General features: G+C 54.3%; 25 protein-coding genes and 2 pseudogenes. 8 read left to right on the top strand and 19 right to left on the bottom strand.

What is annotated here, in order from left to right; translation table 11 throughout:
• Window positions 1-5: 5 nt before the first annotated feature.
• On the bottom strand, window positions 6-248 hold the full coding sequence (locus tag GOW72_RS10355) for a hypothetical protein (RefSeq protein WP_170363821.1): 243 nt from the start codon (window positions 246-248) through the stop codon (window positions 6-8).
• 236 nt (window positions 249-484) lie between these two features.
• Here GOW72_RS10355 and GOW72_RS10350 point away from each other — a divergent pair, with 236 nt between their 5' ends.
• Complete coding sequence (locus tag GOW72_RS10350) at window positions 485-1723, top strand: tetratricopeptide repeat protein (protein WP_170366798.1); 1239 nt, start codon at window positions 485-487, stop codon at window positions 1721-1723.
• Between the two features lie 234 nt (window positions 1724-1957).
• Here GOW72_RS10350 and GOW72_RS10345 read toward each other — a convergent pair whose 3' ends face one another.
• The 15 genes and pseudogenes from GOW72_RS10345 to GOW72_RS10275 form a co-directional block, all read right to left on the bottom strand.
• Complete coding sequence (locus tag GOW72_RS10345) at window positions 1958-3301, bottom strand: metal-dependent hydrolase family protein (protein WP_170366791.1); 1344 nt, start codon at window positions 3299-3301, stop codon at window positions 1958-1960.
• Window positions 3302-3570: 269 nt separating this feature from the next.
• Window positions 3571-3972, bottom strand: a complete 402-nt coding sequence (locus tag GOW72_RS10340) for a hotdog family protein (protein ID WP_244952389.1) — start codon at window positions 3970-3972, stop codon at window positions 3571-3573.
• A complete protein-coding gene (locus GOW72_RS10335) occupies window positions 3939-4295 on the bottom strand; it encodes a MaoC family dehydratase (protein ID WP_170366797.1) in 357 nt (118 codons plus the stop codon). Before GOW72_RS10335 ends, GOW72_RS10340 begins: the two co-directional genes overlap by 34 nt.
• A complete protein-coding gene (locus GOW72_RS10330; RefSeq protein ID WP_170366796.1) occupies window positions 4288-5778 on the bottom strand; it encodes an AMP-binding protein in 1491 nt (496 codons plus the stop codon). Before GOW72_RS10330 ends, GOW72_RS10335 begins: the two co-directional genes overlap by 8 nt.
• The gene (locus tag GOW72_RS10325) at window positions 5771-6550 is read right to left on the bottom strand and encodes an enoyl-CoA hydratase/isomerase family protein (protein WP_170363826.1); all 780 of its coding nucleotides are present in this window, start codon (window positions 6548-6550) and stop codon (window positions 5771-5773) included. The genes GOW72_RS10330 and GOW72_RS10325 overlap by 8 nt, the downstream gene beginning before the upstream one ends.
• The gene (locus GOW72_RS10320; protein ID WP_170363827.1) at window positions 6547-7143 is read right to left on the bottom strand and encodes a TetR/AcrR family transcriptional regulator; all 597 of its coding nucleotides are present in this window, start codon (window positions 7141-7143) and stop codon (window positions 6547-6549) included. Before GOW72_RS10320 ends, GOW72_RS10325 begins: the two co-directional genes overlap by 4 nt.
• The gene (locus GOW72_RS10315; RefSeq protein ID WP_170363828.1) at window positions 7140-7925 is read right to left on the bottom strand and encodes an alpha/beta fold hydrolase; all 786 of its coding nucleotides are present in this window, start codon (window positions 7923-7925) and stop codon (window positions 7140-7142) included. The genes GOW72_RS10320 and GOW72_RS10315 overlap by 4 nt, the downstream gene beginning before the upstream one ends.
• The gene (locus tag GOW72_RS10310) at window positions 7922-8980 is read right to left on the bottom strand and encodes a branched-chain amino acid ABC transporter permease (protein ID WP_170363829.1); all 1059 of its coding nucleotides are present in this window, start codon (window positions 8978-8980) and stop codon (window positions 7922-7924) included. The genes GOW72_RS10315 and GOW72_RS10310 overlap by 4 nt, the downstream gene beginning before the upstream one ends.
• A 1-nt stretch (window position 8981) precedes the next feature.
• Window positions 8982-10013 (bottom strand): branched-chain amino acid ABC transporter permease, encoded by a 1032-nt coding sequence (locus GOW72_RS10305; RefSeq protein ID WP_170363830.1) that lies wholly within the window; start codon window positions 10011-10013, stop codon window positions 8982-8984.
• Complete coding sequence (locus tag GOW72_RS10300) at window positions 10014-10736, bottom strand: ABC transporter ATP-binding protein (protein WP_170366795.1); 723 nt, start codon at window positions 10734-10736, stop codon at window positions 10014-10016. It abuts the gene before it with no gap.
• Window positions 10729-11493 carry an ABC transporter ATP-binding protein gene (locus GOW72_RS10295; protein ID WP_170363832.1) on the bottom strand — a complete coding sequence of 255 codons (765 nt, stop codon included), beginning with the start codon at window positions 11491-11493 and terminating at the stop codon, window positions 10729-10731. The genes GOW72_RS10300 and GOW72_RS10295 overlap by 8 nt, the downstream gene beginning before the upstream one ends.
• A 76-nt stretch (window positions 11494-11569) precedes the next feature.
• Window positions 11570-12745 (bottom strand): substrate-binding domain-containing protein, encoded by a 1176-nt coding sequence (locus tag GOW72_RS10290; RefSeq protein WP_170363887.1) that lies wholly within the window; start codon window positions 12743-12745, stop codon window positions 11570-11572.
• Between the two features lie 140 nt (window positions 12746-12885).
• Window positions 12886-13521 (bottom strand): annotated as a pseudogene (locus GOW72_RS10285) (IS6 family transposase); the annotation flags it as partial.
• 1368 nt (window positions 13522-14889) lie between these two features.
• Window positions 14890-16428, bottom strand: coding sequence for a ShlB/FhaC/HecB family hemolysin secretion/activation protein (locus GOW72_RS10280; RefSeq protein ID WP_170366794.1), 1539 nt, complete (start codon window positions 16426-16428; stop codon window positions 14890-14892).
• Window positions 16429-16552: 124 nt separating this feature from the next.
• Complete coding sequence (locus GOW72_RS10275; RefSeq protein WP_170343556.1) at window positions 16553-16852, bottom strand: hypothetical protein; 300 nt, start codon at window positions 16850-16852, stop codon at window positions 16553-16555.
• A 381-nt stretch (window positions 16853-17233) separates the two neighbouring features.
• Between GOW72_RS10275 and GOW72_RS10270 the strand changes: the two genes are divergently transcribed.
• From GOW72_RS10270 to GOW72_RS10245, 6 genes are all read left to right on the top strand, one after another.
• Window positions 17234-17749 carry a DUF805 domain-containing protein gene (locus GOW72_RS10270; RefSeq protein ID WP_170366793.1) on the top strand — a complete coding sequence of 172 codons (516 nt, stop codon included), beginning with the start codon at window positions 17234-17236 and terminating at the stop codon, window positions 17747-17749.
• 74 nt (window positions 17750-17823) lie between these two features.
• Complete coding sequence (locus GOW72_RS10265; protein ID WP_170366792.1) at window positions 17824-18594, top strand: hypothetical protein; 771 nt, start codon at window positions 17824-17826, stop codon at window positions 18592-18594.
• The gene (locus GOW72_RS10260) at window positions 18578-19114 is read left to right on the top strand and encodes a hypothetical protein (protein WP_170343553.1); all 537 of its coding nucleotides are present in this window, start codon (window positions 18578-18580) and stop codon (window positions 19112-19114) included. The genes GOW72_RS10265 and GOW72_RS10260 overlap by 17 nt, the downstream gene beginning before the upstream one ends.
• 1755 nt (window positions 19115-20869) lie before the next feature.
• Entirely contained in the window at window positions 20870-21007 is a 138-nt protein-coding gene (locus GOW72_RS10255) for a hypothetical protein (RefSeq protein ID WP_170337404.1), read from the top strand.
• Window positions 21007-21696: a hypothetical protein gene (locus tag GOW72_RS10250; protein WP_170363836.1), complete on the top strand. Its 690-nt coding sequence runs from the start codon at window positions 21007-21009 to the stop codon at window positions 21694-21696. The genes GOW72_RS10255 and GOW72_RS10250 overlap by 1 nt, the downstream gene beginning before the upstream one ends.
• Before the next feature lie 74 nt (window positions 21697-21770).
• Window positions 21771-22019: a ParB N-terminal domain-containing protein gene (locus GOW72_RS10245; RefSeq protein WP_170363837.1), complete on the top strand. Its 249-nt coding sequence runs from the start codon at window positions 21771-21773 to the stop codon at window positions 22017-22019.
• Here GOW72_RS10245 and GOW72_RS10240 read toward each other — a convergent pair.
• Together GOW72_RS10240 and GOW72_RS10235 are read right to left on the bottom strand one after the other, a co-directional pair.
• Window positions 22011-23018 (bottom strand): fatty acid desaturase, encoded by a 1008-nt coding sequence (locus GOW72_RS10240; protein ID WP_170357378.1) that lies wholly within the window; start codon window positions 23016-23018, stop codon window positions 22011-22013. The two genes, GOW72_RS10245 and GOW72_RS10240, sit on opposite strands and share 9 nt — an antisense overlap.
• Window positions 23019-23090: 72 nt before the next feature.
• The gene (locus tag GOW72_RS10235) at window positions 23091-23297 is read right to left on the bottom strand and encodes a cold-shock protein (RefSeq protein WP_170357379.1); all 207 of its coding nucleotides are present in this window, start codon (window positions 23295-23297) and stop codon (window positions 23091-23093) included.
• 239 nt (window positions 23298-23536) lie between these two features.
• Here GOW72_RS10235 and GOW72_RS10230 point away from each other — a divergent pair.
• Window positions 23537-23677, top strand: a pseudogene (locus tag GOW72_RS10230) (IS3 family transposase); the annotation flags it as partial.
• Window positions 23678-23745: 68 nt separating this feature from the next.
• Here the strand turns inward: GOW72_RS10230 and GOW72_RS10225 are convergent.
• Window positions 23746-25089 (bottom strand): metal-dependent hydrolase family protein, encoded by a 1344-nt coding sequence (locus tag GOW72_RS10225; RefSeq protein WP_170366791.1) that lies wholly within the window; start codon window positions 25087-25089, stop codon window positions 23746-23748.
• Between the last annotated feature and the right edge of the window lie 38 nt (window positions 25090-25127).

Here is a 25127-nt window from a genome sequence, read left to right as displayed (position 1 = left end):
TTGAATTATATCTTCCCTGCACGCCGCAGCGATTCAGCAATTTCATCCCGAAGACCATCCAAAGACTCGCGGATGTCGCGGGCAATCGGGTACGACCGACTTCTCGGCTCAGTGTTCACGGAGAGGTACTCGTCACTGAGAAGCTGATAGTCTCGGCAGATTTCATCGAAAACGGTGTCCGCCCGCCTTAGGTCCGCAATCGCGGTCCGATGGTTGGGAAACAGGATATCAAGGGCGATGCCTTTCATTTCGGAGCTCGTTCAATGGATCAACTGGTTTAGGGGAGTGTTGGACGAATTCACTTTTAACAATAGGTGTATCGGGGCATAATACGGTGTAATCAGATGCGTAACTTACTGAAAATATGGGTTTAACCAAAGACACATCTTCTCCATTGAATGAGAGCGGGTCACCTGCTGCAAAAGATGTTCGGGCGGCACTTCAGCGGCTTATCAGGTCTTCGACTTTCACGGGCTCGCAGCGCTTGCAGGACTTTCTGGTGTATGTGGTTGAAGAGTCGCTAAATGGTCGGGCCGATGATATTCGTGCCAAGACCATCGCAATGGATGTTTATGGTGGGACCCTGTCAGAGATGTCGCGCCGTGAAAACGTGGTTCGGGTCGATGCTGGTCGCCTGCGCCGAAAGCTTGCTGAATATTACGCTGCCGACGGGCAGGACGAGAAAACGGTGTTTGAACTGCCAAAGGGTGGTTACGCACCTCGGATTTTGAGAAGCGGCTTCGAACCGGCACAGCCCGAATTCTCAGAGCTGGAAACCAGTGCGCGCGCATGGGCTCGGCCAGGTGTTGGGATTATCGGGATTATCATTTTAGGCTATGTTGCTGTTGCTTTTTGGATGAGCTCGACAAAGCAGGATCTTCCGACTGATTTATCCGTAGATGGCCTGAGCCGTGACGAGCGCAGCGCAATTTTTGGCGCATCCCCAATGCGTCTACAGGCTGTAAATCTAGCCAATACTGGTCGAGACCTGATCTTTCCGGCTTTGGAACCTGCGCGTCTTGAAGCGGCCCTGACCATATTCAAGGGGGCAATTGAAAACGACGACAGCTATTTCGGCGGCTATGCAGGTACTGCTCAGGTCGCTGCGACAATTGCTGTACTTACATCCGATACCGACTTGGCTCAGGACATGTTGAACTATGCCGATGCTCAAGCCAAACGGGCCATCGAGTTGGCTCCGGAAACGGGTTGGAGCCAGTCCGCAATGGCCTGGGTCAACTTTGCCAAGGGAAACTGGCCTGAGGCAATAGAATTTGCACAAAGAGCGCAACGTTTGGCACCACACGACGTACATGTGTTGGAGTTCGTGTCGCTGGTCCTGCTTTATTCTGGTTCATTCGAACAAGTCATAGCAATTAGCGAGGACGCACTCTCAAGAATTGAGCTAGAACGGGCTTATGTGTTTCAGAATGCGATGGGGTCAGCAAAATTCCATCTGAAGGACTATGAAGGTGCTGTGTCAGCCTTTGAACAAGTAACGGAGAAAGGCGGCCCTGTCGGACCTGTCTCCGTTGCTTACCTAATGGCGTCACATCAGATGTTGGGGAATAAGGCTCAAGCTCAGTCTCTATCAGAACAACTGTCACGCGAGTGGCCGGACAGTCGCGTGGATGCACTGTTTAAGAAACTTTTTGCAAATCCGAAATATGGGCAAGACCTCGGTGACGCCATGAGACAAGCCAATTGGATTCCACCAAATTAGGAGTGTGATTTCGCATTGCGACCGCTTGAGTTTCTATCAACGGCATTGAGACCGAATGCTCAGTAATTGCACCATGTCCGCTTCATTCGAATTCCTGCCATTCGAACATTACGCAGCGTTGGTCAAAATGGGCTTAAGGCAGACGTTCGCTCACCTACGCTCAATGACTGCATTGCGGACTCTTCGGTCATTCGCATGCAACACCAGTGTCTATCTTGACCCTCGGGAAATGTCTCAGGCCAGATTGTTCTTGTGCGCTTTGCCGTTCTTCATAATCACATCGAAATTGTCCGCAGAGGCCATGACCGTAAGGTCGGCAATCGGGTCTCCGTCCACGAGCAGAATATCTGCGTAGGCTCCGGGTTGGATGACACCGACTGGACCAGCCTGGTAGGGATTACGCGGGCCGGTCAAGTCCCAAAGCTGACCATTCAGACCTGTTGCCTGCCGCAAAATCTCGGCGTTGCTGAACCATGGCGTCCTGAGCTGCAATTCCTCCAACTGCGTTGCTTTCGTTTGCCTCGATCCGACAAAGTCTGTTCCGAGTGCAATCTTAGCGCCGGACTCTCGCGCTAATCGAAGCATGGCGTCGAGACCATCAAACGCCATCTTTTGGCGTTCTGCCTGGGCGGGCGTGAACCCTGCCGGAATGTCTGCTGCAAAAAAGCCAACCTGGGTTGAAAGCCAGACCCCTTTTTCCACGGCCAACTCCATCGACTCAGGCGTCATGAGGTTGCAGTGTTCAATACATTGGTAACCTGCCTCAATGGCGGCCCGAACCGATGTGTCCATGTATGCGTGCGAGGTCGCGTAAGTGTTCCAACGTTTGGCCTCCTCTACTGCCGCTTCGAGTTCTGCCGGCGAATACTCGTTGATATCCAATGGGTCGTAGAGGCCAGTCACGGCGCCGCCTGAAAAGACTTTGATGAAGTGCGCACCCTGCCGGAACTGCTCGCGTGCAGCCGCCAGAACTTCAGGTACCCCGTCTGCGAAAAGTGTGATCCCAAGTCGCTCCGCTTCTGTGAACGGCGGCCCGCCGAAGGCTCTCGGACGCACGGATCGCGGCCGAAGGTCGCCATGACCGGCGGTCATTGAAATCGCAGCGTTTGACGCCTGAATGCGCGGACCGGGGTGAAGGCCCTCGTCTATGGCGCGCGCCAAACCGAGAATGCCGCCACCAGTATCACGGACACTGGTAAAGCCACGCATCAGGGTGGCTTCACTTTCACTCAATGCCAATGCAGCAATGTAATCTGGACGTGCTGTCAGGAAGCCAGCAGGGTCCTGGTTCCACTGCAGGTGCACATGCATGTCGAGGAGCCCCGGCATCAAGGTCCGTCCATCTCCATCGATGCGCGGTACCTCTGGCGCGGCATCAACAGCGGGCGAGACATCCTTGATCAATTCCCCTTCGACAAGAACGTTCGTGAGTTCGGTCAACTCATCGGACATCCCGTCATAAACACGCACGTTCGTGAAGAGTGTGGCATCTGGGGCTTGAGCACGAACTCGCGCCGGGACCAGCGCCAGCGCAGCGGTCGATGCAAGACTGGACAAAAATACGCGTTTGGAGATCATAACTGAACCCTCAAGATGGCGAAGAAGTTATTGAAGGCTACCTCAGGCTCGCCTGTAAAACCATCTGGCAAACCTGATGAAGGGGGTGACGTAAGGTATAGATTTTTTAGGGTGTTAAACTGAAGGTAATCCTTCGCAGCAAGAACACCGCTTTGGGCTTACAAGCGGTTATTCGCTGCGCTTGCCGGGAGCGTCCGTTCTATAGGCAATCCTATTGTTAAGTGAATGCCAGGGAAGGACTGCTCTTTCTTTTTAGGATCGTTGCAGACCTATGTCTGTTCACGAAAGGCTCCACATACATCTTTGGCTTTTACCAGGCTGCGGCCCTCGCAAATCACGGTGCCGTCGGGGGTCGTACAGCTCGCCCAGAGATCCACCAGATGTTTTTCGGGGCGCAGTTTCGTAATCGAGACTTGCGCTGTCAGGACTGTGTCCAGTGGTGCTGCAGCATTAAACTTTAGATCTTGTTTTAGGTAGTTGGTGCCTGAACCTGGTAGCTCGACACCAAGTAGGTAAGAAAACAGAGCGGCGAGCAGCGGCTCGGGGACGCCTTCAGATTTGCCCCCACTCAGCGAAGTGAAGGCGCGTATGTCTTCTTCGGTGTACCGCCGAGCGATGTGAGCGGATTGTCCAACTTTCAACATCGGATTTCTGCCTTCCCGATCAAACATTCTGCGCCGTCGGCAACCCGAACGGCACGCATTATCAAGCGTCCTTGCGTCTCCTGTTTGATGGACAAATCCAGCGGCTCTCCGGCAAATGCCGGATTTGGAAACATGAGACTCTGTGAAGACGTGTTGAGGGATGGGTCGTTTTTCTTCAGCATGCCCCAGAGCTTGGCGTAGAGCAGCATGCCGTGAGACACCGTCCGACCGAATGTCGTGTCGGCGCAGAAATCCGGGTCCACATGGATCGCGTTGTCGTCACCGGACACGCGCGCAAAGGCATCAAAGTCATCTTGCGTCGGGGTCCAGCGTTGTTGGAGGTCAATCATGACCAAAAGCCTCGATCAGAGCGGGCTTGCGAATTTTGCCGGCCGCGGTGCGTGGGAAATCCGGGACAACTCTCACATATGCGGGAATTTTGTAGCCGGCCAAACGTTCGCGGCACCAAGAACGCAGGTTTTCGGCATCAAGCGTTTGTTTCGGTCGCAATAGAATGAACGCGGCGCCAACCTCTCCCCATCTATCGTCGGGCACACCGATCACAGCTGCCTCGAGAACGGCGGGATGGGAATACAAAACCTTCTCAACTTCAGCCGGATAGACGTTTTCGCCGCCTGAGATGTACATGTCCTTGATGCGGTCGACGATGTAGTAGTACCCGTCTGTGTCGCGACGCGCGATGTCTCCGGTTTTGAGCCACTTGTCTTCGGTGAAGGTATTTGCCGTAGCTTCTGGATTGGCAAAATAGCCCGGCGTCACACCGGGGCCTTTGATGTGCAATTCGCCAACTCCTTCCCTGCCATCGGGTACTCCGCTCAATCGTACTTGCGTCAGGCTTTGCGGTTTACCGACCGAACCGATCTTTTGCTCGGCATGGGCGGGATCCATCAGAAAAACAGTTGGGCCAGTTTCAGTCATGCCCATGCCATTCAGGACTTTCACACCGCGACCCGCAAAAAATCGGATCAACGGTTCCGAGAGGGGGGCACCGCCGCAACCGCAACGGATGTTGTGCCAATCAAGTTCGTCAATCCAGGGGGCAAGCGACAATGCCTGATAGACTGCGGGTACGGCGAAGAACTGGTTGATCTGACCGGACGCGATTAGGTCGCGTATCTCGTCCACATCGAACTTTGGAAAGATTGTCGATGAACCGCCGGATAGAAAAATGGGCAGTGTGTATAGGTTGATCCCCGCCGTGTGGAACAACGGCAAGAAACACGCGGAGCGGTCAGTCGATGCGATATCGATGGCTTGCCCGATGTTAATGGTGTTTGCCCATGCCATTCCTGCGGTTTGGATGACGGACTTGGGCAAGCCCGTCGTTCCAGACGTGAAGAGCAGATACCAAGGTCGATCAGAGGGGATCGAAGCCGCCAACTTGGGGCCACCTTGCTCGATCCATCCTGCAAGATCGTTTTCTATCGTCAGGAGCGGTGCCCCGACCCCTCTTGCCGTTTCGGCTGCAACCTTTTGGAACTCGGCGTCTGTGAGCAAAACCGAGACACCAACTTGCTCCAGAGTTTCGACAAGCTCCGGCGCGGGCTGACGCCAATTTAGGGGGCAGAGAATGATGCCTGTTTTTTGGCAGGCAAAAAGGGTGATGAAAAACTCGGCAGAGTTCTGGCACAGGATGGCCACTCGGTCGCCCTCGGAAAGGCCAAGGCCAGAGAGACCGGCCGCAACTGCATTGGCGGCATCATTTATCTGGCCAAAGCTCCAATTGCGCGACGACAAAGTGTCATGAAACGCAAGGGCATTGGGCGAAAGCTCCGCCCTTTTCGCGGCCATGTCAGGGATCTGGTCAAACATTTCTTTCATCCCTTGGCTGAAGGAATTCTTGCATCTTGGTCAGAGTTTCCGGTCGTCCAATCATGGCCCTGAAGGACTCGGTCTCGGCCTCGAGCCGTGTTTTGACGACCGCCCGGCGCTTGTCGTCCCAGAACAGGGACTTTGTTGCCAGCGCCGTGCCGGTTTCGATCTGGGCAAGCAGCTTCGCGGTGCGCGTTTCGGGATCTTGATCAACAGCCTGAACAAGCCCAAGGCTTCTCAGCTGCTGTGAACCCTGCCGATGGTTGGCCATTATCCAGCCCCTTGCGTTTGCGCCGCCAATCAAGTCCGGCAAAAGGGCGGTCCATCCGCCATCCGGGGCAAAACCCACCACCCCGTAATAGGGCTGAACAAACGCGTCTGGCGATGCAACCACCAGATCAGAGGCAAACACCATTCCGGCTGACCCACCAGTTGCCGCACCGCGCACGGCCGAAGCTAAGACTACGGGCATCTCGACCATGCGCAATACCAGCGCCTGCAGTACGGGTACGACCTTTGCAGTATAGCTTTCGACCTGCCCAACCCGCGTTGCCTCGGCAAACCGACCTACATCACCACCGGTCGAAAAATTGCGCCCGCCTGAGATCAGTGCTTTTTTCACATCCGATTGCTCCAGCGCATCGAAAGCAAGGTGCAGTTCGTCGAGAATGCCGGGCTCCAGAGCATTTGAGCGAGGCGCTTGCAAACGGATCAGACAGCAGGGCTCGGAGTTTGGCAGGTCTTCTATGTGCCAGGCGACCAACTTGCTCATGGGGCCAAGCCGTTGCAGATCAACTTATGTGCCTCGGCGACAACGCGGTCGATGTCGACGTTGTCGTCCCAAAGCACGTAGCGCTCGCCCAAAGCCTTCGCAATCCCCATCAGGGCCCAGGCTCTGACCTCCGCGTCCCCTTGAGAAATCTCGCCCTTGAGTACGGCGTGCTCCAGTTGATCGGCGTAAGCCTTGCCAAACTCTGTGTAGTAGGTGCGGTAGGCTTCGGGATCAACGAACCGTGCCTCTTCGACAATGCGGTATTGCAACGGTCGGTCACGAACCACGCGCAAATAGGCCTCGAGCCCGGCACGCTCTGCTTCCAATCGGTTTGGCGCGCCGACGATCTGTTCGGTCGTTTGCGTTCTTGTGGCGCGGCCCATGTCCTCGACCAGCTCACGAAACAGTGCTTCCTTGCTGGAAAAGTAGATGTAGAACGTGCCAAGTGCCGTTTCCGCCGTACGTGTAATGTCGGCGATTGAAGCGGCTGCAAAACCCTTTTCACCGATCACCTGCTCAGCAGCTGCAAGGAGCTTTGCGCGGCGCTCAACCCCGCGTTTGGTTTTTGGTTGGGAAGCAGAGGATTTCGTCATTCCGTCAGTGTCCTCCTGCGCTCAGTCTTTGTGCTTTCCAATGTCCTGACAAACCGCCGGATGGCATCGCAAAAGGCGTCAGGCTCTTCGAGATGCGGAGAATGCCCGGAGTTCTGGAAAACCCGCACCTCGGCCATAGGTGAATGCCGTTCGATCCAATAGGCCACTTCCGGATCATAAAGCCTGCTATGCGCCCCCGCGCAAACCAAGTACGGAATATCGATCGCGGCGATGCTCTGCCGTGCATCCATTGCAATTAGATCGTCCCAAATCGGGCGCAGCGCTGTTGGGTCTTGCTTCAAAAGAAGCGCCCTCATCGCGTCCTTATTCGCCTCCTGGACACCGTTGGGCGCGTACATGTTGTGCAGAATGTTGTTGACCATGCTGCGCCATTGAAATTCGATCTTCGAGGACGTGGATAGAACAGCGTCAGTATTTTGGCCGCCTAGTCCAAACGCCCATTGATCGTCAGGCAGCAATCGCGGGCTCATGTCGATGGTAACCAGCCCGCTCAGGCTCTGGGTGCCTTCCTGCACGAGATACTGCCATGCAACGGCGGCCCCCATGGACCAGCCGACCAAAACAGGATGATCCAACTGATTGATGATTTCGCTCGCAACCTCGACACAGCCTGCAAGGCTGGGCTCATCCATTTCCCGGGAACCATGTCCGGGCAAATCTGGTGCATAACAGTCGAAACCCGGCCCGAGCTGTGTTTTGACCCCATCAAAAACCGCACCATTCATGGCCCAGCCGTGTAAAAAAACTAGCGGAACGCTCATGCGGTACGCTGCCCGCGCAGGCGACCGACGATGCCGGTTGGGAAGAAATAGACGCTGAGAATAAACAGGATGCCTAGCCACATCAGCCAACGATCGGGATCAACAAGCTCGGGGATCAGTGGCAAGCCTTCGGTGGCATGAGATGCCGCGCCCATGAGGTTTTGCAGATAGGTCTGCGCCAGTACGAAAAGCACCGCACCCAGCACCGCTCCATACATCGTGCCCATGCCGCCAATGACGACCATCAGCAGAATGTCGAGCATAATCTCAAAGCTTAGCGTTGTGTCGGGTCCAACATACCGTAGCCAAATTGCAAACAAGCTTCCGGCAAGCGCAGCGGTGGCCGCCGACAAGCAGGTTGCTGCGGTGCGATACCATACGACCCGGTAGCCGATTGCCTCGGCTCGAAAATCGTTCTCGCGTATGGCTTGCAGGACGCGACCAAAAGGAGAATTCACGATACGCAGAAGAAGCAGGAACAGCACCAGCGAGCTGAAGAAGATCAGGTAGTAGTTCAGGATTTTCCCCGTGAACTTGACCCCCATCACCTCGCCCATCCTGTTGGCAGAGGTCAGAACGCGCGGGATTTTATAGGTCAGCCCGTCTTCACCACCGGTGATGTCAGAAAACTGCGACACAAGAACTGCGACGGCAGATGCAACGGCAAGCGTAATCATCGCAAAGAATATCGCACGTACTCGGAGGCTGAACAGGCCAATCAGCAGCGCCAGAACGATTGCTGCCAACGCGCCCAGAACCGAGCCGACCAGAAGGGCATCAAACCCGCGCCCCATATGTGTGGACGCAAGCGCGACGCCATACGCGCCCATGCCAAAAAACATTGTATGGGCAAAACTCACGATCCCGGTGTAGCCAAGAAGCAGGTCATAGCCTGCCACCAGTACGATAAAGATGCAGATCCGAGCAGCGGTGTCCAAGGCGCGCACGCCTTCAAAAATGAACGGCGCACCGGCCAAGCATATCAGGATCAGCAGCAGCAGCGCCGTCAGAATGGGAGAACGGGGCGTGTCGCCAGATATCAGACGTACAATCATTTCACTTGGCCTTCACTACAGGCAGCATGCCTTGTGGCCGCCACATCAAGATTGCAGTCATCAGCGCGATGTTGGACACAAGCGCCAGTTTGGGTTCGAGGAATGCCACGTAGTTCTGCAAAAGCCCGACCAGGAGCGCGCCAATGAAAGCGCCCTCGACCGAGCCAAGACCACCGATAATTGCCACGATGAAAACAAGGACCATCATGCGTTCGCCCATGCCGGCAGTGATAACCTCTTGATAAAGGCCCCACATCACACCGCCCAAGCCAGCAAGCGCTGATCCGGCGATGAAAACGCCGACGAAAACCACGCGCAGTCGGTATCCCAACGCTTCGACCATCGGGCCGTTTTCGACGCCTGCCCGAACGATCAATCCGATCTTGGTACGGCGCAGGATCATGCGCATGGCAATGAACAGAACAGCTCCGATCCCCACGGCGAGAAGGCGATATTTTTCCATCGCGGCGCCTGCAAAGGTGATCGCGCCTTTCAGCATTTCGGGGCGGTTGATAAAGATCTCATCCGGGCCCCAGATCACATGGATCAACTGTTCGATCACGATCAGGCCGCCAACGGTAACAAGGATCTGCTTTAGGTGTGCGCCGTAGACGGGTTTGACGATCACCCGTTCGAACACCCAGCCCAACGCACCAGTCACAGTCATGGCAGCCACAACCGCAAGAAAAACTGCCGACATGTTGAGCAGCAGTGAGGTCGCTCCGGTCCAGTCGCCAAGCGCGATCAGGACCGAGATCCCGACGAAGGCCCCGACGGACACAAATGCACCGTGGCCAAAGTTGATGACATCCATCAGGCCAAACACCAGCGTAAGCCCGGATGCCATGATGAAAATCATCATCCCCATGGCGAGGCCCGACACGGTCAAAGTCAGCCAGGATGATGGAGCGCCGATCGCAAAGAACCCAAGCACCACGAGGATCGGGATCAATAGAAACGGCATCGCCTTGTCCAGACGCTCACCCAGCGACACGTCCGCGAAGGTTGGCCTGTGATCAGGAGCGGCGGTCATTCAGTGCGCCTCCATGCTTAGACCCATCAGGTTTTCCTGAAGGTCTTTATTGCTTGCAAGTTCCGCCATGGCCCCGGTCCAGATTACGCGCCCGTCATCCATGACAACCGCGCTGTCCCCGAGGGCTTTGGCGACTGAAAAATTCTGTTCCACCAGAAGGATCGAGCGGCCCTGTGCCTTTAGTTCGCGCAGAGCGTTGGCCATGGTCGCAATGATGGCTGGCGCCAGTCCCTTGGTGGGCTCATCGATCAGATACAGTTCGCGGTCTTCGGCCATAGCACGGGCAATGGAGAGCATCTGTTTTTGACCCCCCGACAGGTTTCCCGCTTCGCTGTTCCAGAAGTTGCCCAGTGCCGGAAACGCGCCCAACAGCCACTCCTTCCGTTTCAGGTCAAGCGGACCGGAGCTCGCACCCAAAACCATGTTTTCTTCGACCGTTAGATCGCTGAAGATACCCATGTCCTCGGGCACGAAGCCAATGCCGGCGCGGGCGCGGGCAGAGACCGGCAGGCGCTTCAGGTCTTGGCCGTCATAGAGTATCTCGCCCGACTTTGCGGTCCATTGCCCCATGATAGTCTTCAGCGTCGTGGTCTTGCCTACGCCGTTGCGGCCGAGAAGCATTGTCACCTCGCCACGGGGCACCTCAAAGTCGACACCTTGCAGAATGTGGTATTGCGCGATGTCGGTATAGACACCTTTCAGCGTCAGGATTGGGTCAGACATGATCCATTTCCTTACCCATGTAAGCCTCTTGCACTACGGCCGAGGCCATGACTTCGGCTGGTGGACCGTCAGCGGCCAACGCGCCATTGTGCAAAACGATAATGCGGTCAGCCAGAGTTCGGATCACGTCGAGCTTGTGTTCGACAAGCAGCACTGTTCTGCTGGTATCGGCCTTGATCTCTGCAATCAGGTCCAGGATCACCGGAGCCTCATCCACGCTCATGCCTGCTGTTGGTTCGTCGAACATGTATACCAGCGGGTCGAGGCCAATAAGCATGGCCACCTCCAGCTTTCTCTGATCGCCATGCGACAGTTCGGACACCAGTTGGTTTTTCTGCGTATCGAGGCGAACCCGCTCCAGAATGCCGCTGGCTTCCGCAGTCAGTTCGGTGTGGCTGTCTGCCATCGAGAATAGCCCAAAGCCTTTGTGTTTACGCGACTGGATCACCAGTCGAAGGTTTTCAAGAACGGAAAGGTCGGGGAACAGGTTGGTCAACTGAAACGCACGTCCCAGGCCTCGACGGCAGCGTTCGGCGACACCGAGGCGGGTGATGTCCTGACCATTCAAGGTCACTGTTCCCGCGGTCGCCGCAATCTGACCTGAGATCAGGTTAAAGTAGGTCGTCTTCCCTGCGCCGTTGGGTCCGACAATTGCCGTCAGCTCTCCGGCTGGAAATCGGCAGGTCACCGTATCGACGGCCACATGCCCACCAAACCGCACAGTGAGTGCGTCAGTTTCCAAAAGTATCTGGGTCATTGGATGAAGTCCTAATGTCCCCGGGGCGGCAAAAGACAAACCGCCCCGGCTTCATGCGACAAACTGAGGCCGCAGCTTATTGATTGCGAACGGGAATTTCCATCTCGTCCATGCCGATCTCACGGACCAGCACCGGCACACCATAGTCCTTGCCGTCCTGAATTTCGGTGCGGAAATGGTACATGGTCTGCATTGCCTGATGATCTTCTGGGCGGAACATCATCGTGCCTTTGGGAGTTTCCCAAGTTAGCCCCTTCATCGCAGCAATCAACGCTTCGGTGTCTTCAGCGCCTCCAGCCTTTTTGATCGCTTCAACAATGGCGATTCCTGCCGCCATGCCGCCGGCTGTAAAGAAATCCGGCGGGCTGTCGAAACGCTCAAAATGCGTTTTCACAAGCCAGTCGTTCACCGGGTTCTTGGGGATCTCATAGTAGTAGTAGGTGGCGCCTTCCATTCCAGGCAGCTCTTTGTACGCCTTAAGAGCCGCTAGGATGTTTCCGCCTGTGGCGATCTCGACCCCAAACCGGCCAGGCTCCATCGCGTTGATCTTGCTCATCGGATTGCCGCCACCGGCCCAGATGATGAACAACTTCTTTTCGCCTTCGATATCAGCCATCGCATTGAAAATGCGTTCTGCGGCTGCGGTGAAATCCGTTGTGTCGGTCGGCACATATTCCTCATGTGCCAGTGTCGCACCTGTTCCTTCCAAAGCTTCCTTGAAAGCCGCCACGCCGTCGCGACCAAACGCGTAGTCCTGCGCCAGAGTTGCAACCGTGACGTTCTCACCGCCCAGAGCAACAGCGTTCGCAATCGCATCCTGAGAGGAGTTGCGGCCAGTACGGAAGATATATGGGTTCCAGTTTTCACCAGTGATCGAGTCCGCCACCGCGGGCTCTACGATCAATACACGCTCGTATTCCTCGGCAACGGGCAGCATCGCCAAAGCAACACCAGAACTGACCGGGCCAACCGCGATATGGGCGTCATCGTCGCCGTAAGCCTCTTCCAGTTGCGCACGGCCAATGTCCGGCTTCAACTGTGTGTCTTTCTCGATGATGACGATCTTCTCCCCATTGATCTCCATCGTGCCATCCGTGGCGTATTCCAACCCCAGCTTCAGACCATTGTGGGACTGGGCTGCATAGGCCTCAAAAGGTCCAGTTTTGCCGTAGACATGGGCAACTCTTATTTCCGCAATCGCCGTAGACGAAATCAACGCGCCGACAGCGGTTAGTGCGAGCATGCGCAACATAAAGGCTCCTCCCGTTTTCCTCCGTCGAAAATGAAACATGAATCATAATTCATGTCAAAGATAATTGTTCTGAGAGGCGGCCAACAAGTTGCATGGAACTCGTTAGGCCCGCTTCGGTATGTAACAAGAAACCCCATGGTTAGCGATCTTTCCTGGTTGAAGTGATTGTAGACGGAGGAATGGACGGAGGCGAATTTCTGTAGACTTCGCATGCGCCTGAAACGCTGCATCGCGCGTTCGCGTCGTCGAAACGGCAGGTGTGAATTCTCGGCGCGGTTGTTGAGCCACCTGCCCGTCTATTGTTTTTCGAACGCGCCTATTTCTCTGAGCGCAGCCTTGTAGGAAGCGAAGCGATCTGTGACGACCTCCTTGGCGCAACCGTGCCGTTTCATCAATTTCCTGAGGAATTTTAGTGCTGCAGCCTTGTTTCGGCGCTGGGTGACAACTGCTTCCAGCACTTCACCTTCGTGATCTACTGCACGCCACAGATAATGTCGCTTGCCATTCACCTTTACGAAAACCTCGTCCACGTGCCACTTCCATTTCGAGAACGCGCGCAGCTGCTGCACACGCTTCCGTCGGATCTCAGCTGCAAACACTGGACCAAACCTGTTCCACCAATATCGGACGGTTTCGTGGCTCACGTCGATGCCTCGCTCGTGCAACAGATCTTCGACATTTCGAAGCGAGAGCGGGAAACGGATGTACAGCATCACCGCAAGGCGGATGACCTCGGGACTGGTTTTGAAGTACTTGAAAGAGGCAGGTTTGGTCATGGGCAAAAGCTACGCAACCGTCCTGCCTGCCTCAAGACAAGTTCTTCTGACAAGACCCTTCGTAGAAGTGCGGCAGTATAGATTGTTGGCCTATTTGAAGTAAATTTAGGTGTGGAGAATTGTCGGGCTACGTCGGCCAACGTAATCGCCAGGGAATAAGGCAATACGAAATCCAATTATCCAGATGACAATTGAGGAACTTTTGGTCGATTAATCTCATTGTCCGAGCAAAACCCACCAAGTGAGCTTCAGCGCTGCTTTCGTTTAACCGAAATAATGCATCCAGAGTGTTTTGGATGCCGTGCAGGGACATCTCGTGCCATAGCGTCCACGTTTCCGAGGTGCCGCAACGCTCCGTTGTTCAGCAACACACCGCGCCCTGCATCGTAACGGCGCTGTCCAAATCCGCTGGCAACGCATTCCCAGTTTTCCTTGGTCGCTGCGTTGCGGAACCTGGGTAAGTCGTGCGGGTCATGCCGTCCAGGTGTTGCTGCGACATGATCGTGTTTCTTTGAATTGCTTTGGTGGGTCAAATGGTGGGTCACTTGTGTTGTGCCAGTTGGCTGGACAGTACCGGTTGTCGGCCTTGGCTTTGGGCGCATAACTGTCACGACGCCTTGTGGTTTCGGATGTCCTGGGACGGCCACATGAGTTGCCGTAGGTTTTGGTGTCAACTGTGGAACTTGACCAGGAACTGCTGTGGGAACCTGATTGGGAGTCGCGGTTGGGACGAGCGGTGGCACAGCAGTTTGACCGTTAGGTTGAGGCGGAACCTGGCCAGGAACAGCGACTGGTATTTGGTTGGGTGTTGCTGTTGGCACCAGGGGCGGCACATTGGGTTGAGGCGGAACCTGGCCTGGGACAGCTATCGGAACTTGATTGGGAGTCGCAGTCGGAACTTGCGGCGGCACGGCAGTCGGTCCGGTAGCTAACGGCGGAACCTGATTGGGAACGGCTGTCGGAACCCGGTTTGGCGTCGGGTTTGGCACCAATGGAGGAGCTAGGGTCGGCGCTACGACGGGTGTTGGAACTTGACCGGGCACAGCTATCGGAGTTGCGATAGGAACCCGACCGGGAATTGCGTTCGGGACCGCGCCCGGTGCAAGGACCGGCACTGTAACGGACGTCGGCGTTTGCGGCGTTCCTCGAGGTGGCAACTGATTTGCCACCGGCTGCGTTGGGCCGGTAATTTGATTGCCTGGCCCTTGCCCACCGGTCTGCCCGCATCCTTGGCTCGACTGGTGTGGGTTCCCTACACCTCGACACCACCCGTAGTGATTTCCGCGGGCAAAGACCTGAGTAGCGGCCAGTCCAGCAATCAAACAAGCTGCGGAAAGTAAAGCAATGCGGTTCCGTTTCATAACATCCTCACCAACTTGTTGTCAGAGCAAGATACGCGCCAGGATCGCCAGAGTCGGTCAAAGGACCGTCCCTCAAAGGAACACCGACATATCCGGACAAGAATAGGTTTTGCTTAAACTCAATGTCCAAACCCAGACCTGTCGATGCCAGTGTAGCACTTTCAACTTCAAAACTCGCAGGGTCATTGTTCGAGATGTACCCCACGTCGAAAAAAGCAAAGGGTGTTAAGCGATGTATGCTCTGGGACCTAGGGAAGTAGGAATGAGACACTTCGAAAATCGCGGAGATCCCGGAATCACCATCTACCTCGTCAAAACGATATCCGCGCAAAGCATAACGATCACCAAGGAAGTACTCCTCTACCGAGGGCAGCCGGTCGGTTGTGAACTGGCCCCAGATCTCAGTGCGCCAAGCTGTGTTGGGCGACAAGCTCGTTAGCGGGCTTTCGTATCCAATGCCGCCCCGTAGATGCCAGAACGAGGAGTCGCCGTCGTCAAAATTCGCGTCCGTCGTATTATTGTTGCCAAACGATAAAGTTAACCCAGCCTCCAGAGTTTGCCCTTTTGGATAGTTTTGCCCATAGAGATACGTTAGGCCGACGACACCTGCGTCACTGGATAATGGCACGCCGCCACTGACTGAGTCCGCCTCGGAAAGGCGATAATCCAGCAGAAGATATCCATAACGGGCCACATCGCGGATCACGGGGTAGCCCAACGCGACGGTGAAGTTCTCGCCATCAACATCTGTTCTTGCAAACTCCCCCGAGAGGTCACGTTTTGCATTTATGTTTCCGTAGAAAACCTCACCGTATAGACCATCGCTGTTTAGCGGCGTGCGATAGGTAACAGCGCCCCACAAAGAGTGTTCGTCGTCTTTGTCCCAATTGTAGTTGCCAGACCCCTCAAATCGCAGCAAATCCCCGACAGTCAGCGTCGAATAAAACTCTTGCACGACATAGAAGCTGAGCGCTTCTCCCAGCTCACGCGGAGGGTTGTCGAGTGTCGCACTACCGGCTTGTTTTCGCAGTGGCTCTCCCAATACTCTCAGCCGAGCACCAGCCTGATCTGGGTAATCAAGTTCGGTCGACACGTCCAAGTCGGGTATGTCCTCGGCGAGCATAACTGCCCGCTCAAATTGTTTGAGAGTTATCGGGTATGCGGTGGTGAGTGGGCGAAAGATCTTTTCCAAGGTTTGGAACGTGCGCGTATCTACCCCTTCAATTTCGATGGTTTGAATGCGTCCTTCATCCACAACTATGCTCTGCCCATCGGGTCCAGGCCAGGCCTCAGCCAAGAAGTAACCGTCTTCTCGGTAGATCTGCGTAATCGTTGATGCGACATCCGCCGCTGTGATGCGCCCCGACCGGTCAAAGGCCAACTGACCGGCAAACGTTAACAGCTCATCGGTATCATACACCGTTACGCCACTGACAGAGTGCTGGGATGCGATGTCCCAAGTTTGGGCCATGCTGTATTTTGGGACTGATACAATAGCCAAAAAAGTGCAAATGATCGCAATTACAACCGAGTTGGTTACGGGCATTTTCTACAACCTTAGCATGATTGAGCATGTTAAAACCCAATCCTATTACGAGGTTTGAATGTCTGAGCTTACCGGTACTCAAATTTGATCACGACTGGTGCTTTCGAGATACACAGCGACCAGATTACAGTGCGCCTTCGTCGCCTAGGAACTCGATACCAGCTGTCGCGCCATCACTGTAAGCAATGCAATTCCAAGGAGCACGGTCCTCACCAACACCGACAGTGACTTGTGTTCCAGCTTCGCTAAACGCGGATGAGAGCACAACGACTTGCGAATTGTTCGTTGTTTTGGCTACATCTCGCAAACACGCCTGCTGAGCGGGTGTGAGTTCGGCGGACGCGCTAGACGTACTCGTTTCGTCACATGCCGCAAGCAATGCAAACAAAGTTGTGCCTGCAATCATCACTGTCTTTTTGGTCATTTTCTTCTCCATCAGGGTCCATCGAATCTAGTGAAATTGGATGCTCCTTTTTGAAGCGTCCGCTTCTACTCAGCCAATTGAGCACAGCTCGATCCGGTGCTTACCTATCTCAAAGATTTGTCGCCAACGGATTGGTCGGGGGAACGATATCGAGTTGATTGCCGGGGCCGACAACAACGGAGGTAAAATATAGTTGTGTCGAATTCGCATGTTTGAATCTAATTTTTAATAAATCAATATTTTTTTCGCGCGTAAATTTCTCTACGCTCTCGTACGATAGGCCTCTGCGTTCAAACAAAAAAGTAACTGGGAGCTAAGAGTGTGTTCCCCTGAGCGGCGAAGCGATTTGAGGCCGCACAAAAACAATGAAGGGATTGAAAGATGGGATTTGGTGAAGCCGTTAAGACGTGTTTCTCGAAATACTTCCAGTTCTCCGGTCGGGCTATACGCTCAGAATACTGGTGGTTCTTCTTGTTTGTGGTTCTCGTGAGTGCCGCTTTAGCTGTGCTGGATACGATCATATTCGGGACCAACCCCGAAACAGGCCAGGGATCTCGGGTCCTGTCCTCTGTTTTCCAACTGGCTGTTCTCATACCTATGCTGGCCGCCGGTTGGCGAAGGCTGCATGATACAGGACGACCTGGCTGGTATTTGCTGCTGCCGATGGCGCTCAGCATTACAACGCTCTTTGTTATGCTGGGTGGGGTGGCGTTCTTTTCGGTATTGGAGCAAGGGACGGAAAACCCCGATGCATTGCGAGGACCTGCGGCCGTCCTGGGCGTGACCGGTATTGTTGTTGTCTCAATTCTTCAATTGGTTCTGTCCATCCTGATGATCTGGTGGCTGACGCGACCTTCCCAAGAAGGCGCAAACGAATACGGCGCACCTGTTTCCTAACCTGGTTGCCTGGGTAACGGGCCGGCAACTCTGGCTGAATGACAGCACGAACCACAACATCATGGAGAGAGATGATGAGTTTCAAAACGATTTACTTTGGAACGATGATGATGGCAGGAGCGACCACAGCATCAGCGGAGTGGTCGTTCAACTCCGGGCCTAACCCCAATGCTTTTATTCAGACCGGAAACATGACGCTGGAACTTCAGTGTAATCGTATCCGCTTTGCTCCGGCTGGATATGAGGATAGCCAGGACATCGTGGAAAAGCAGGGGCTCTCCATTCGTTTCTTGAAGAACGGCACCACCGAAGTTGGAGCATTTCAGGTCGGCGCAGAAAACGCTGCCGTGCAGATCGTCGACAACTATCCCGTCGAGGTCAGTTTCAATAGTCAAGAGGACTATGGTTTTGTACTGGACCAGCTTGCGGCCAATGCATCGGTTAATCTGTCGATGATTGATCAAGATGTCAGCTACGGAATCTTTGACTTGAAGGGTTCCAGCGCAGCAATTCGGTCCCTTCGTTCCGCCTGCGACTCAGATGCTAGCCAAGGGACCTCCTACGAAGCACCCGAAGGCATCGTCTATTGTGGTGGCGGAGCGAAAAAACGCCAAATCGAATATGTAATTCTGGACAATCCAGAGGGGGAGTGGGACGCGAGAGTAACGGTCAACGGCGAGTCGATCAGAGCCATGACGGCCTACAGTTACTTCGGAAACTATGAGCCGCCCGCCGGATTTGTCGTCGCCCTGCTTGGGGAAGACAGGTCCGAGTTTCTGATTTTTAGCGAAGGCTCGGTAAACTGGCTGGAATACGGGGACTACAGATATGATCAGTGCAATTGATGCCACCTTCCAAACAGCTTCCCAAATAGTGCGTCAATTGAAAGGTTTAGTTTCCAGGTTTGTGCTGGTCTCTGGTCTAGTATGGAACTCACCAGCTGTCGCGGCTGATGTATCGCAACTTCCGCCCGGTTTGCAGGCGAAGGTTGATCTGGCGGCACAGGCCTGCGCGGAGTTCAACGACGGTCAGTTTGACTTAGACTGGGGTGCGGTTGAGAGGGTCGATCTCGACGGAGATCTACGACGCGACTGGGTTCTGAATGAGTCTGGTTTCGCGTGTTCAAGCGCCGCATCTCTTTATTGCGGAACTGGCGGATGCATGTCGCATTTTTGGGTTGGTGAAGAGGTGCAATCCTTGCTCAATCAAGGCTGGACAGTCGTTGATTTTGGGCGCCAACGCGTTGTTGTGGCAGGTATTCATGGATCCGATTGCGACGGAATAAACCCAACGCCTTGCGTTACGGCCAGTGTTTGGGACGCGGACGCTAAAACGTGGCGCTCGTCTGCTGGTGATTGGGAGTAAACTGCAATTGGGCACCGTATAGAAGCCTGAGAGACTGTTTGTTCGATGGGTTCTCTGTAGCATGCAAACTTTGGGCGAAGTTTCAGCATATTAATTTATAAAATCAATCTTATACATGTAGAAGTTTAAACGCACCTACACCCAGTCTCGGAAATTGCAAAATCTTTTTACGAATGTCCGCTTCGGGCTCAAGGCAGACGTTCGCTCACCTACGCTCAATGACTGAATTGCGGACAACGCTGCCATCCGCATTTTTTTCCAAAGGACCGCGGACAGCCCAAAACGGACATTCGCAATTAGACTTTGCAATTCCCGAGAAGCGTAGCAGATCAACCATTTGCTCGCGCCGCGAGTGCTTGCGCAGCATCAGTTCACAGGAGCGGCACGAATGTCGATGCGTTGCTGCTGATGACGTCAGGCCAGTCATTCATAGCCACGAGGAAACCTTGATCACGTACCGCTCTGTCGCCGCACTCAGGCTCGACAAGAGAGACGCGGACTTAAGCTGCCATTCGCTGCTGCTCCGCCCCCAAATCCCTACAACAACAGATTAATGCCAAGTAACTTCTTTCGGCGGTTCACCAGGCTACTTGGTCACGTGCTTGTTTCACAAACACCTGCCTTAGCAGTACTAGCGTTGCGACGAGGGAAACTTCCTTGACTCTATTCTGGCAAAGGACCACAAACGTGCATTGGTGAAAATTACTCGTCGTCGCGATGCTGCCGGCTTCGATGATCCAATGGCCTTCAGACTAACTGTAGCATGTGCCCCAGCATAGGAACGGGTCGCGCTGGGGTCTTCGCGTTGAGCTCGTTCCTCGCAAGCATTCGCAACTGTCACCTGACATGCTCCAGTTATCGCGTTACCCATCAATGAAGGCGCCGTATGAACAGAACATGGCTTATAAATCGCGTGCCCGATGCCGGATAGATCAGGTCTCAGGCTCCGTTTCAATCAGTCACTCATCGTGTTTTTGCGCCGCGTTCTTTGTTTGATCCCGACACTCTTGGTGTTGCTCTCCGGAACGCAGCTTCCCGCCCAAGTCGCAGGCAATGCTGATGGATCGGTCTGTGACGAAGGCTTCGAAAACAAGAACGGATCGTGTCAAAGAGCAAACGCACCTGAAAATGCGCATTTGACCGGCAGTTCCTATGGTCCAGGTTGGGTATGCAACCATGGATTCAAGCGTGTTGGAGATTTTTGTGAGGAAATAGAAGTTCCTAAAAACGCATATCTTGCATCGACCGGAGATCGATGGGAGTGCAATCGGCTCTTCCGACAAGTCGGTGAAAGATGCGAAGAATTGATAGCGCCTCAAAATGGGTACGTCGGAACCCGGTTTGGCGCACAGGAAATACACTGCAACTGGGGATTTCGTAAGGAAAGCCAAACATGTGTTGCAATAGAAGTTCCAAAAAACGGTCGTCTGAGCGACAAAAGAAGCTCGGATGGGTGGGTATGCCTCAGAGGGTACAGGGCAGCGGAGAGCGGCTGTGAGCCAGTGGCAATTCCACAGGATGCATATCTCGCCCCTGAGACTTTTTCCGGATGGAAATGCGAACGTGGTTTTCGCGCAAACCGGAACAGGTGCGATAAGATTCAAGTTCCTTCCAACGCTCATTTGAACCGAAGAGGTGACGGTTGGGAATGTAATCGTCCATTCACAAGACAGAACGATACGTGCACGGAAAATGTGCCATAACAATGCGTTGGTGGAAACCTATGCCGCATGAGAAATCAGGAAGGACAAAGCCGTGAACAATGACTCGATTGATGAAAACCTGGGCAAGAGCATCAAGGCTGAAAAGGCGCGTCGCCGGTCCAATGGGATAAAGATATCTATTGCATCGGCGGTGTTTGTCGCAGCGATAGTTGTAGTGGTGTTTCTCTGATGCGCAAAAATACCCCTCAAATTACCCTTTCCGGTTCAAAGATGTCAGCTCGAGGTCTGGAACAACGAGCATTTCAGGACCGCAGTGTTCGTAAGTCGCGGAACGCTGACGTATCAGGAGTGATTGAGGAAGAGTTTGGAAAGTACTTGATCAAGGCCGGCGTTCTGAGCGGCGATAGTGTTGCACGGGCATTTCCCAAACCGCCGGCCAAAACGCAGACAATGATTGCCGATGCAGTTGGAGAAACACCAGCATTGGCTATAGAAGCCTTGAAAGAAATTCTCGCAGAACGAGACAGGAAGCGTAGCGGTCAACGCCGTTTGGAGGGAAACTCCGGAACCCTCGTTCCCAGTGAAAGAGAATATGCCGAGGCATTGCGCCAGATCAGGCTCACCCCTGCGCAGGTCAGGTTGCTGAAAGCACTTACAATCGCGGGCAAGGACGGTCTGACCATTGGTAACTTGTCTCAGGCGGCCGGTTACAAATCGCGCGAAGCCTCTATCAAGGTCTTCAAGAAAATCGGGCTATTGATTGCGGAATATCTGGAGCTGGATCTTCCCGAAGCCGGATCGGCACAGAATGATGGAGCCGCACAGGTTCTGGCATTTTCTCACATCGAAAGTGACGACGAGCCCGCAACTTGGATTATGCATCAGGAACTGCGCGACGCTGTTCGTTCGGTTCTATGACGCACGTTCCAGCCCCCGCTTTTGAAGTGAGCTCTAAATCGGAACACATGCACGAAAGGTTGGTCACGTAGCTTATGTTGGAGAAACGACCATATCCGCTCGACCTGATTTATGTACCTGTTAAACGGGCAAAAACGCTTGATCAACAAAAAGTTCTGACGCTGGCCGAAGATATCCTGAAGAACGGCCAGAGGACCCCGATCCAGATACGCGCGGACAACAAGAGGTTCGTGCTGATCGAAGGCCTTCACCGACTGGAGGCCATTCGCGCCCTAGGCGGTGACACTGTGGAGGCATATCTGGTGCGCGCCAGACTACACTGAGTAGTTATTGGCGTTCGACAAAGCCTCGGAAAATGTCAGCAGGCGCTGGCTTTTTTCGTCCCAAAGATGCAATCGTGCACAGTGAAGGCTCTCATATAGAGTAATACGTTGGCAATTTTCCAACTCGGAATGGTCCCGCAAAACTTCGTTTAGCCGATAAAACGGTATGCGGCTGGCAAGGTGGTGAACATGGTGAACGCCAATATTTGCAGAGAACCAAAGCAGGATGCCTGGTAAGGCATAATGAGAACTTCCATGGAATGCGGCGTCCTGAAGGTTCCACTCTTCTTCCCGTTCCCATGTCGTGTGTTCAAACTGGTGTTGAATATAGAAAAGCCAAATACCAATCGAGGCGGCGACGATCATGGTTGGCAGGAATACATAAACCAGCACATCCAGGCCTCCGGTCCAAAAAATCAGGGCCAGGACCACCGCAATCGCGGCGTTTGTTCCCATTGCGCTTGCCCAATACAGCCAGCCTGACCGCATGAAACCAAAGGGTAAGCGATTTTGCAGAAAGAACGTGTAGACAGGCACGATACAGAACAGGAAGAAGGGGTTCCGGATTAACCTGTAAGCGGCACGACCGGCCCGCTTGCGCTTCAGGTATTCCTCTACAGTCAACGTAGGGATATCGCCCATCCCGCGCCGATCGAGGTTGCCGGTTGAGGCGTGGTGAATCGCGTGGCTTTGCCGCCAGACGTCATAAGGTGTGAGGGCGAGAACACCCAAGACCCGGCCTGTCCAATTGCAAACGGTACGGTTTTTAAAAAATGATCCGTGACCACAATCATGCATGATGATGAAGAGACGCACCAGAAATGCAGCGTTAAGGATTGCCAGTGGAATAGCGACCCAGACACCAAGGGAAAGCGCAAACCACGCTGCGCCCCATAGTGCGAAAAAAGGGATAACAGTAATTGTCAGTTCAAAAACACTACGCTTGTTATCGGGTACGCGGTATTGAACGAGCGCCCGGGTCAATTCCTGCTTTTGCAACTGACTTTTTCTCCAACGGCTCTTGGGAACCCTCTGAACAAACGGGCACCCCAGAAGGATGCCCGTAGCAGGCTATGCGAGTGCCAGGTTGGAAGCGCTTTCGCGTCCGTCACGGCCAGCTTCGACGTCGAAGGTAACCTTCTGGCCGTCCTTCAATTCGCTAATGCCGGAACGCTCAAGTGCGGAAATATGCACGAACACGTCGCGCTTCCCATCTTCAGGCTCGATAAAGCCAAAACCTTTGGTTGAGTTGAACCATTTTACTGTGCCATTTGCCATGGTGGAAGTCTCCTAATGCTTGTCGCCCGCATCATTGCAGCGACTCGGCGTGGTCGGTCTGAATCGAGGGACTGAACGCCGAATTGAGGAGACAGCAGGTCGAAAAAGAAAAACGTAAGCCACGTATATATGGACTTTGGATACGCACGATACAAGCCCTGATGCATTGGCTAACAACAGAGGCTTTGAGACTGCCGGGCTCGAAACTGTTCAAACGAACCGAACCACCTCTGACCGCCGATGCCGTCGAATGGGAAACCCTGAAATGGGTCGACTGGTTCAACAACCGCCGCCTGCTGCAGACCATCGGAAACATCCCGCCAGCAGAAGCCGAGGAGAAGTTCTATGAACAGCGTAACGAGTTCGATAAAGTCGCCTGAAACGGAGTAATCAGCCTCCGGAAAACCCGGGGCGGTTCAAGTGTCTATCTTGACCCTCGGCAAATCTCTCAGGCCAGATTGTTCTTGTGCGCTTTGCCGTTCTTCATAATCACATCGAAATTGTCCGCAGAGGCCATGACCGTAAGGTCGGCAATCGGGTCTCCGTCCACGAGCAGAATATCTGCGTAGGCTCCGGGTTGGATGACACCGACTGGACCAGCCTGGTAGGGATTACGCGGGCCGGTCAAGTCCCAAAGCTGACCATTCAGACCTGTTGCCTGCCGCAAAATCTCGGCGTTGCTGAACCATGGCGTCCTGAGCTGCAATTCCTCCAACTGCGTTGCTTTCGTTTGCCTCGATCCGACAAAGTCTGTTCCGAGTGCAATCTTAGCGCCGGACTCTCGCGCTAATCGAAGCATGGCGTCGAGACCATCAAACGCCATCTTTTGGCGTTCTGCCTGGGCGGGCGTGAACCCTGCCGGAATGTCTGCTGCAAAAAAGCCAACCTGGGTTGAAAGCCAGACCCCTTTTTCCACGGCCAACTCCATCGACTCAGGCGTCATGAGGTTGCAGTGTTCAATACATTGGTAACCTGCCTCAATAGCGGCCCGAACCGATGTGTCCATGTATGCGTGCGAGGTCGCGTAAGTGTTCCAACGTTTGGCCTCCTCTACTGCCGCTTCGAGTTCTGCCGGCGAATACTCGTTGATATCCAATGGGTCGTAGAGGCCAGTCACGGCGCCGCCTGAAAAGACTTTGATGAAGTGCGCACCCTGCCGGAACTGCTCGCGTGCAGCCGCCAGAACTTCAGGTACCCCGTCTGCGAAAAGTGTGATCCCAAGTCGCTCCGCTTCTGTGAACGGCGGCCCGCCGAAGGCTCTCGGACGCACGGATCGCGGCCGAAGGTCGCCATGACCGGCGGTCATTGAAATCGCAGCGTTTGACGCCTGAATGCGCGGACCGGGGTGAAGGCCCTCGTCTATGGCGCGCGCCAAACCGAGAATGCCGCCACCAGTATCACGGACACTGGTAAAGCCACGCATCAGGGTGGCTTCACTTTCACTCAATGCCAATGCAGCAATGTAATCTGGACGTGCTGTCAGGAAGCCAGCAGGGTCCTGGTTCCACTGCAGGTGCACATGCATGTCGAGGAGCCCCGGCATCAAGGTCCGTCCATCTCCATCGATGCGCGGTACCTCTGGCGCGGCATCAACAGCGGGCGAGACATCCTTGATCAATTCCCCTTCGACAAGAACGTTCGTGAGTTCGGTCAACTCATCGGACATCCCGTCATAAACACGCACGTTCGTGAAGAGTGTGGCATCTGGGGCTTGAGCACGAACTCGCGCCGGGACCAGCGCCAGCGCAGCGGTCGATGCAAGACTGGACAAAAATACGCGTTTGGAGATCATAACTGAACCCTCAAGATGGCGAAGAAGTTATTGAAGGC

This window comes from Ruegeria arenilitoris, from assembly GCF_013032855.1.
GTDB lineage: Bacteria > Pseudomonadota > Alphaproteobacteria > Rhodobacterales > Rhodobacteraceae > Ruegeria > Ruegeria arenilitoris.
The sequence above is the reverse complement of the archived record's forward strand: the minus strand, read 5'-3'. Positions and strand labels throughout refer to the sequence as shown.

Bases quoted from the DNA above. Each gene is read 5' to 3' on its own strand.
- GOW72_RS10330 (WP_170366796.1), bottom strand. From the start codon at position 5,778: ATGTTTGACCAGATCCCTGACATGGCCGCGAAAAGGGCGGAGCTTTCG.
- GOW72_RS10265 (WP_170366792.1), top strand. From the start codon at position 17,824: ATGAGTTTCAAAACGATTTACTTTGGAACGATGATGATGGCAGGAGCG.
- GOW72_RS10325 (WP_170363826.1), bottom strand. From the start codon at position 6,550: ATGAGCAAGTTGGTCGCCTGGCACATAGAAGACCTGCCAAACTCCGAG.
- GOW72_RS10235 (WP_170357379.1), bottom strand. From the start codon at position 23,297: ATGGCAAATGGCACAGTAAAATGGTTCAACTCAACCAAAGGTTTTGGC.
- GOW72_RS10340 (WP_244952389.1), bottom strand. From the start codon at position 3,972: ATGTTTGATCGGGAAGGCAGAAATCCGATGTTGAAAGTTGGACAATCC.
- GOW72_RS10245 (WP_170363837.1), top strand. From the start codon at position 21,771: ATGTTGGAGAAACGACCATATCCGCTCGACCTGATTTATGTACCTGTT.
- GOW72_RS10305 (WP_170363830.1), bottom strand. From the start codon at position 10,013: ATGACCGCCGCTCCTGATCACAGGCCAACCTTCGCGGACGTGTCGCTG.
- GOW72_RS10320 (WP_170363827.1), bottom strand. From the start codon at position 7,143: ATGACGAAATCCTCTGCTTCCCAACCAAAAACCAAACGCGGGGTTGAG.
- GOW72_RS10300 (WP_170366795.1), bottom strand. From the start codon at position 10,736: ATGTCTGACCCAATCCTGACGCTGAAAGGTGTCTATACCGACATCGCG.
- GOW72_RS10250 (WP_170363836.1), top strand. From the start codon at position 21,007: ATGCGCAAAAATACCCCTCAAATTACCCTTTCCGGTTCAAAGATGTCA.
- GOW72_RS10275 (WP_170343556.1), bottom strand. From the start codon at position 16,852: ATGACCAAAAAGACAGTGATGATTGCAGGCACAACTTTGTTTGCATTG.
- GOW72_RS10315 (WP_170363828.1), bottom strand. From the start codon at position 7,925: ATGAGCGTTCCGCTAGTTTTTTTACACGGCTGGGCCATGAATGGTGCG.
- GOW72_RS10260 (WP_170343553.1), top strand. From the start codon at position 18,578: ATGATCAGTGCAATTGATGCCACCTTCCAAACAGCTTCCCAAATAGTG.
- GOW72_RS10345 (WP_170366791.1), bottom strand. From the start codon at position 3,301: ATGATCTCCAAACGCGTATTTTTGTCCAGTCTTGCATCGACCGCTGCG.
- GOW72_RS10335 (WP_170366797.1), bottom strand. From the start codon at position 4,295: ATGATTGACCTCCAACAACGCTGGACCCCGACGCAAGATGACTTTGAT.
- GOW72_RS10225 (WP_170366791.1), bottom strand. From the start codon at position 25,089: ATGATCTCCAAACGCGTATTTTTGTCCAGTCTTGCATCGACCGCTGCG.
- GOW72_RS10310 (WP_170363829.1), bottom strand. From the start codon at position 8,980: ATGATTGTACGTCTGATATCTGGCGACACGCCCCGTTCTCCCATTCTG.
- GOW72_RS10280 (WP_170366794.1), bottom strand. From the start codon at position 16,428: ATGCCCGTAACCAACTCGGTTGTAATTGCGATCATTTGCACTTTTTTG.
- GOW72_RS10290 (WP_170363887.1), bottom strand. From the start codon at position 12,745: ATGTTGCGCATGCTCGCACTAACCGCTGTCGGCGCGTTGATTTCGTCT.
- GOW72_RS10270 (WP_170366793.1), top strand. From the start codon at position 17,234: ATGGGATTTGGTGAAGCCGTTAAGACGTGTTTCTCGAAATACTTCCAG.
- GOW72_RS10295 (WP_170363832.1), bottom strand. From the start codon at position 11,493: ATGACCCAGATACTTTTGGAAACTGACGCACTCACTGTGCGGTTTGGT.
- GOW72_RS10355 (WP_170363821.1), bottom strand. From the start codon at position 248: ATGAAAGGCATCGCCCTTGATATCCTGTTTCCCAACCATCGGACCGCG.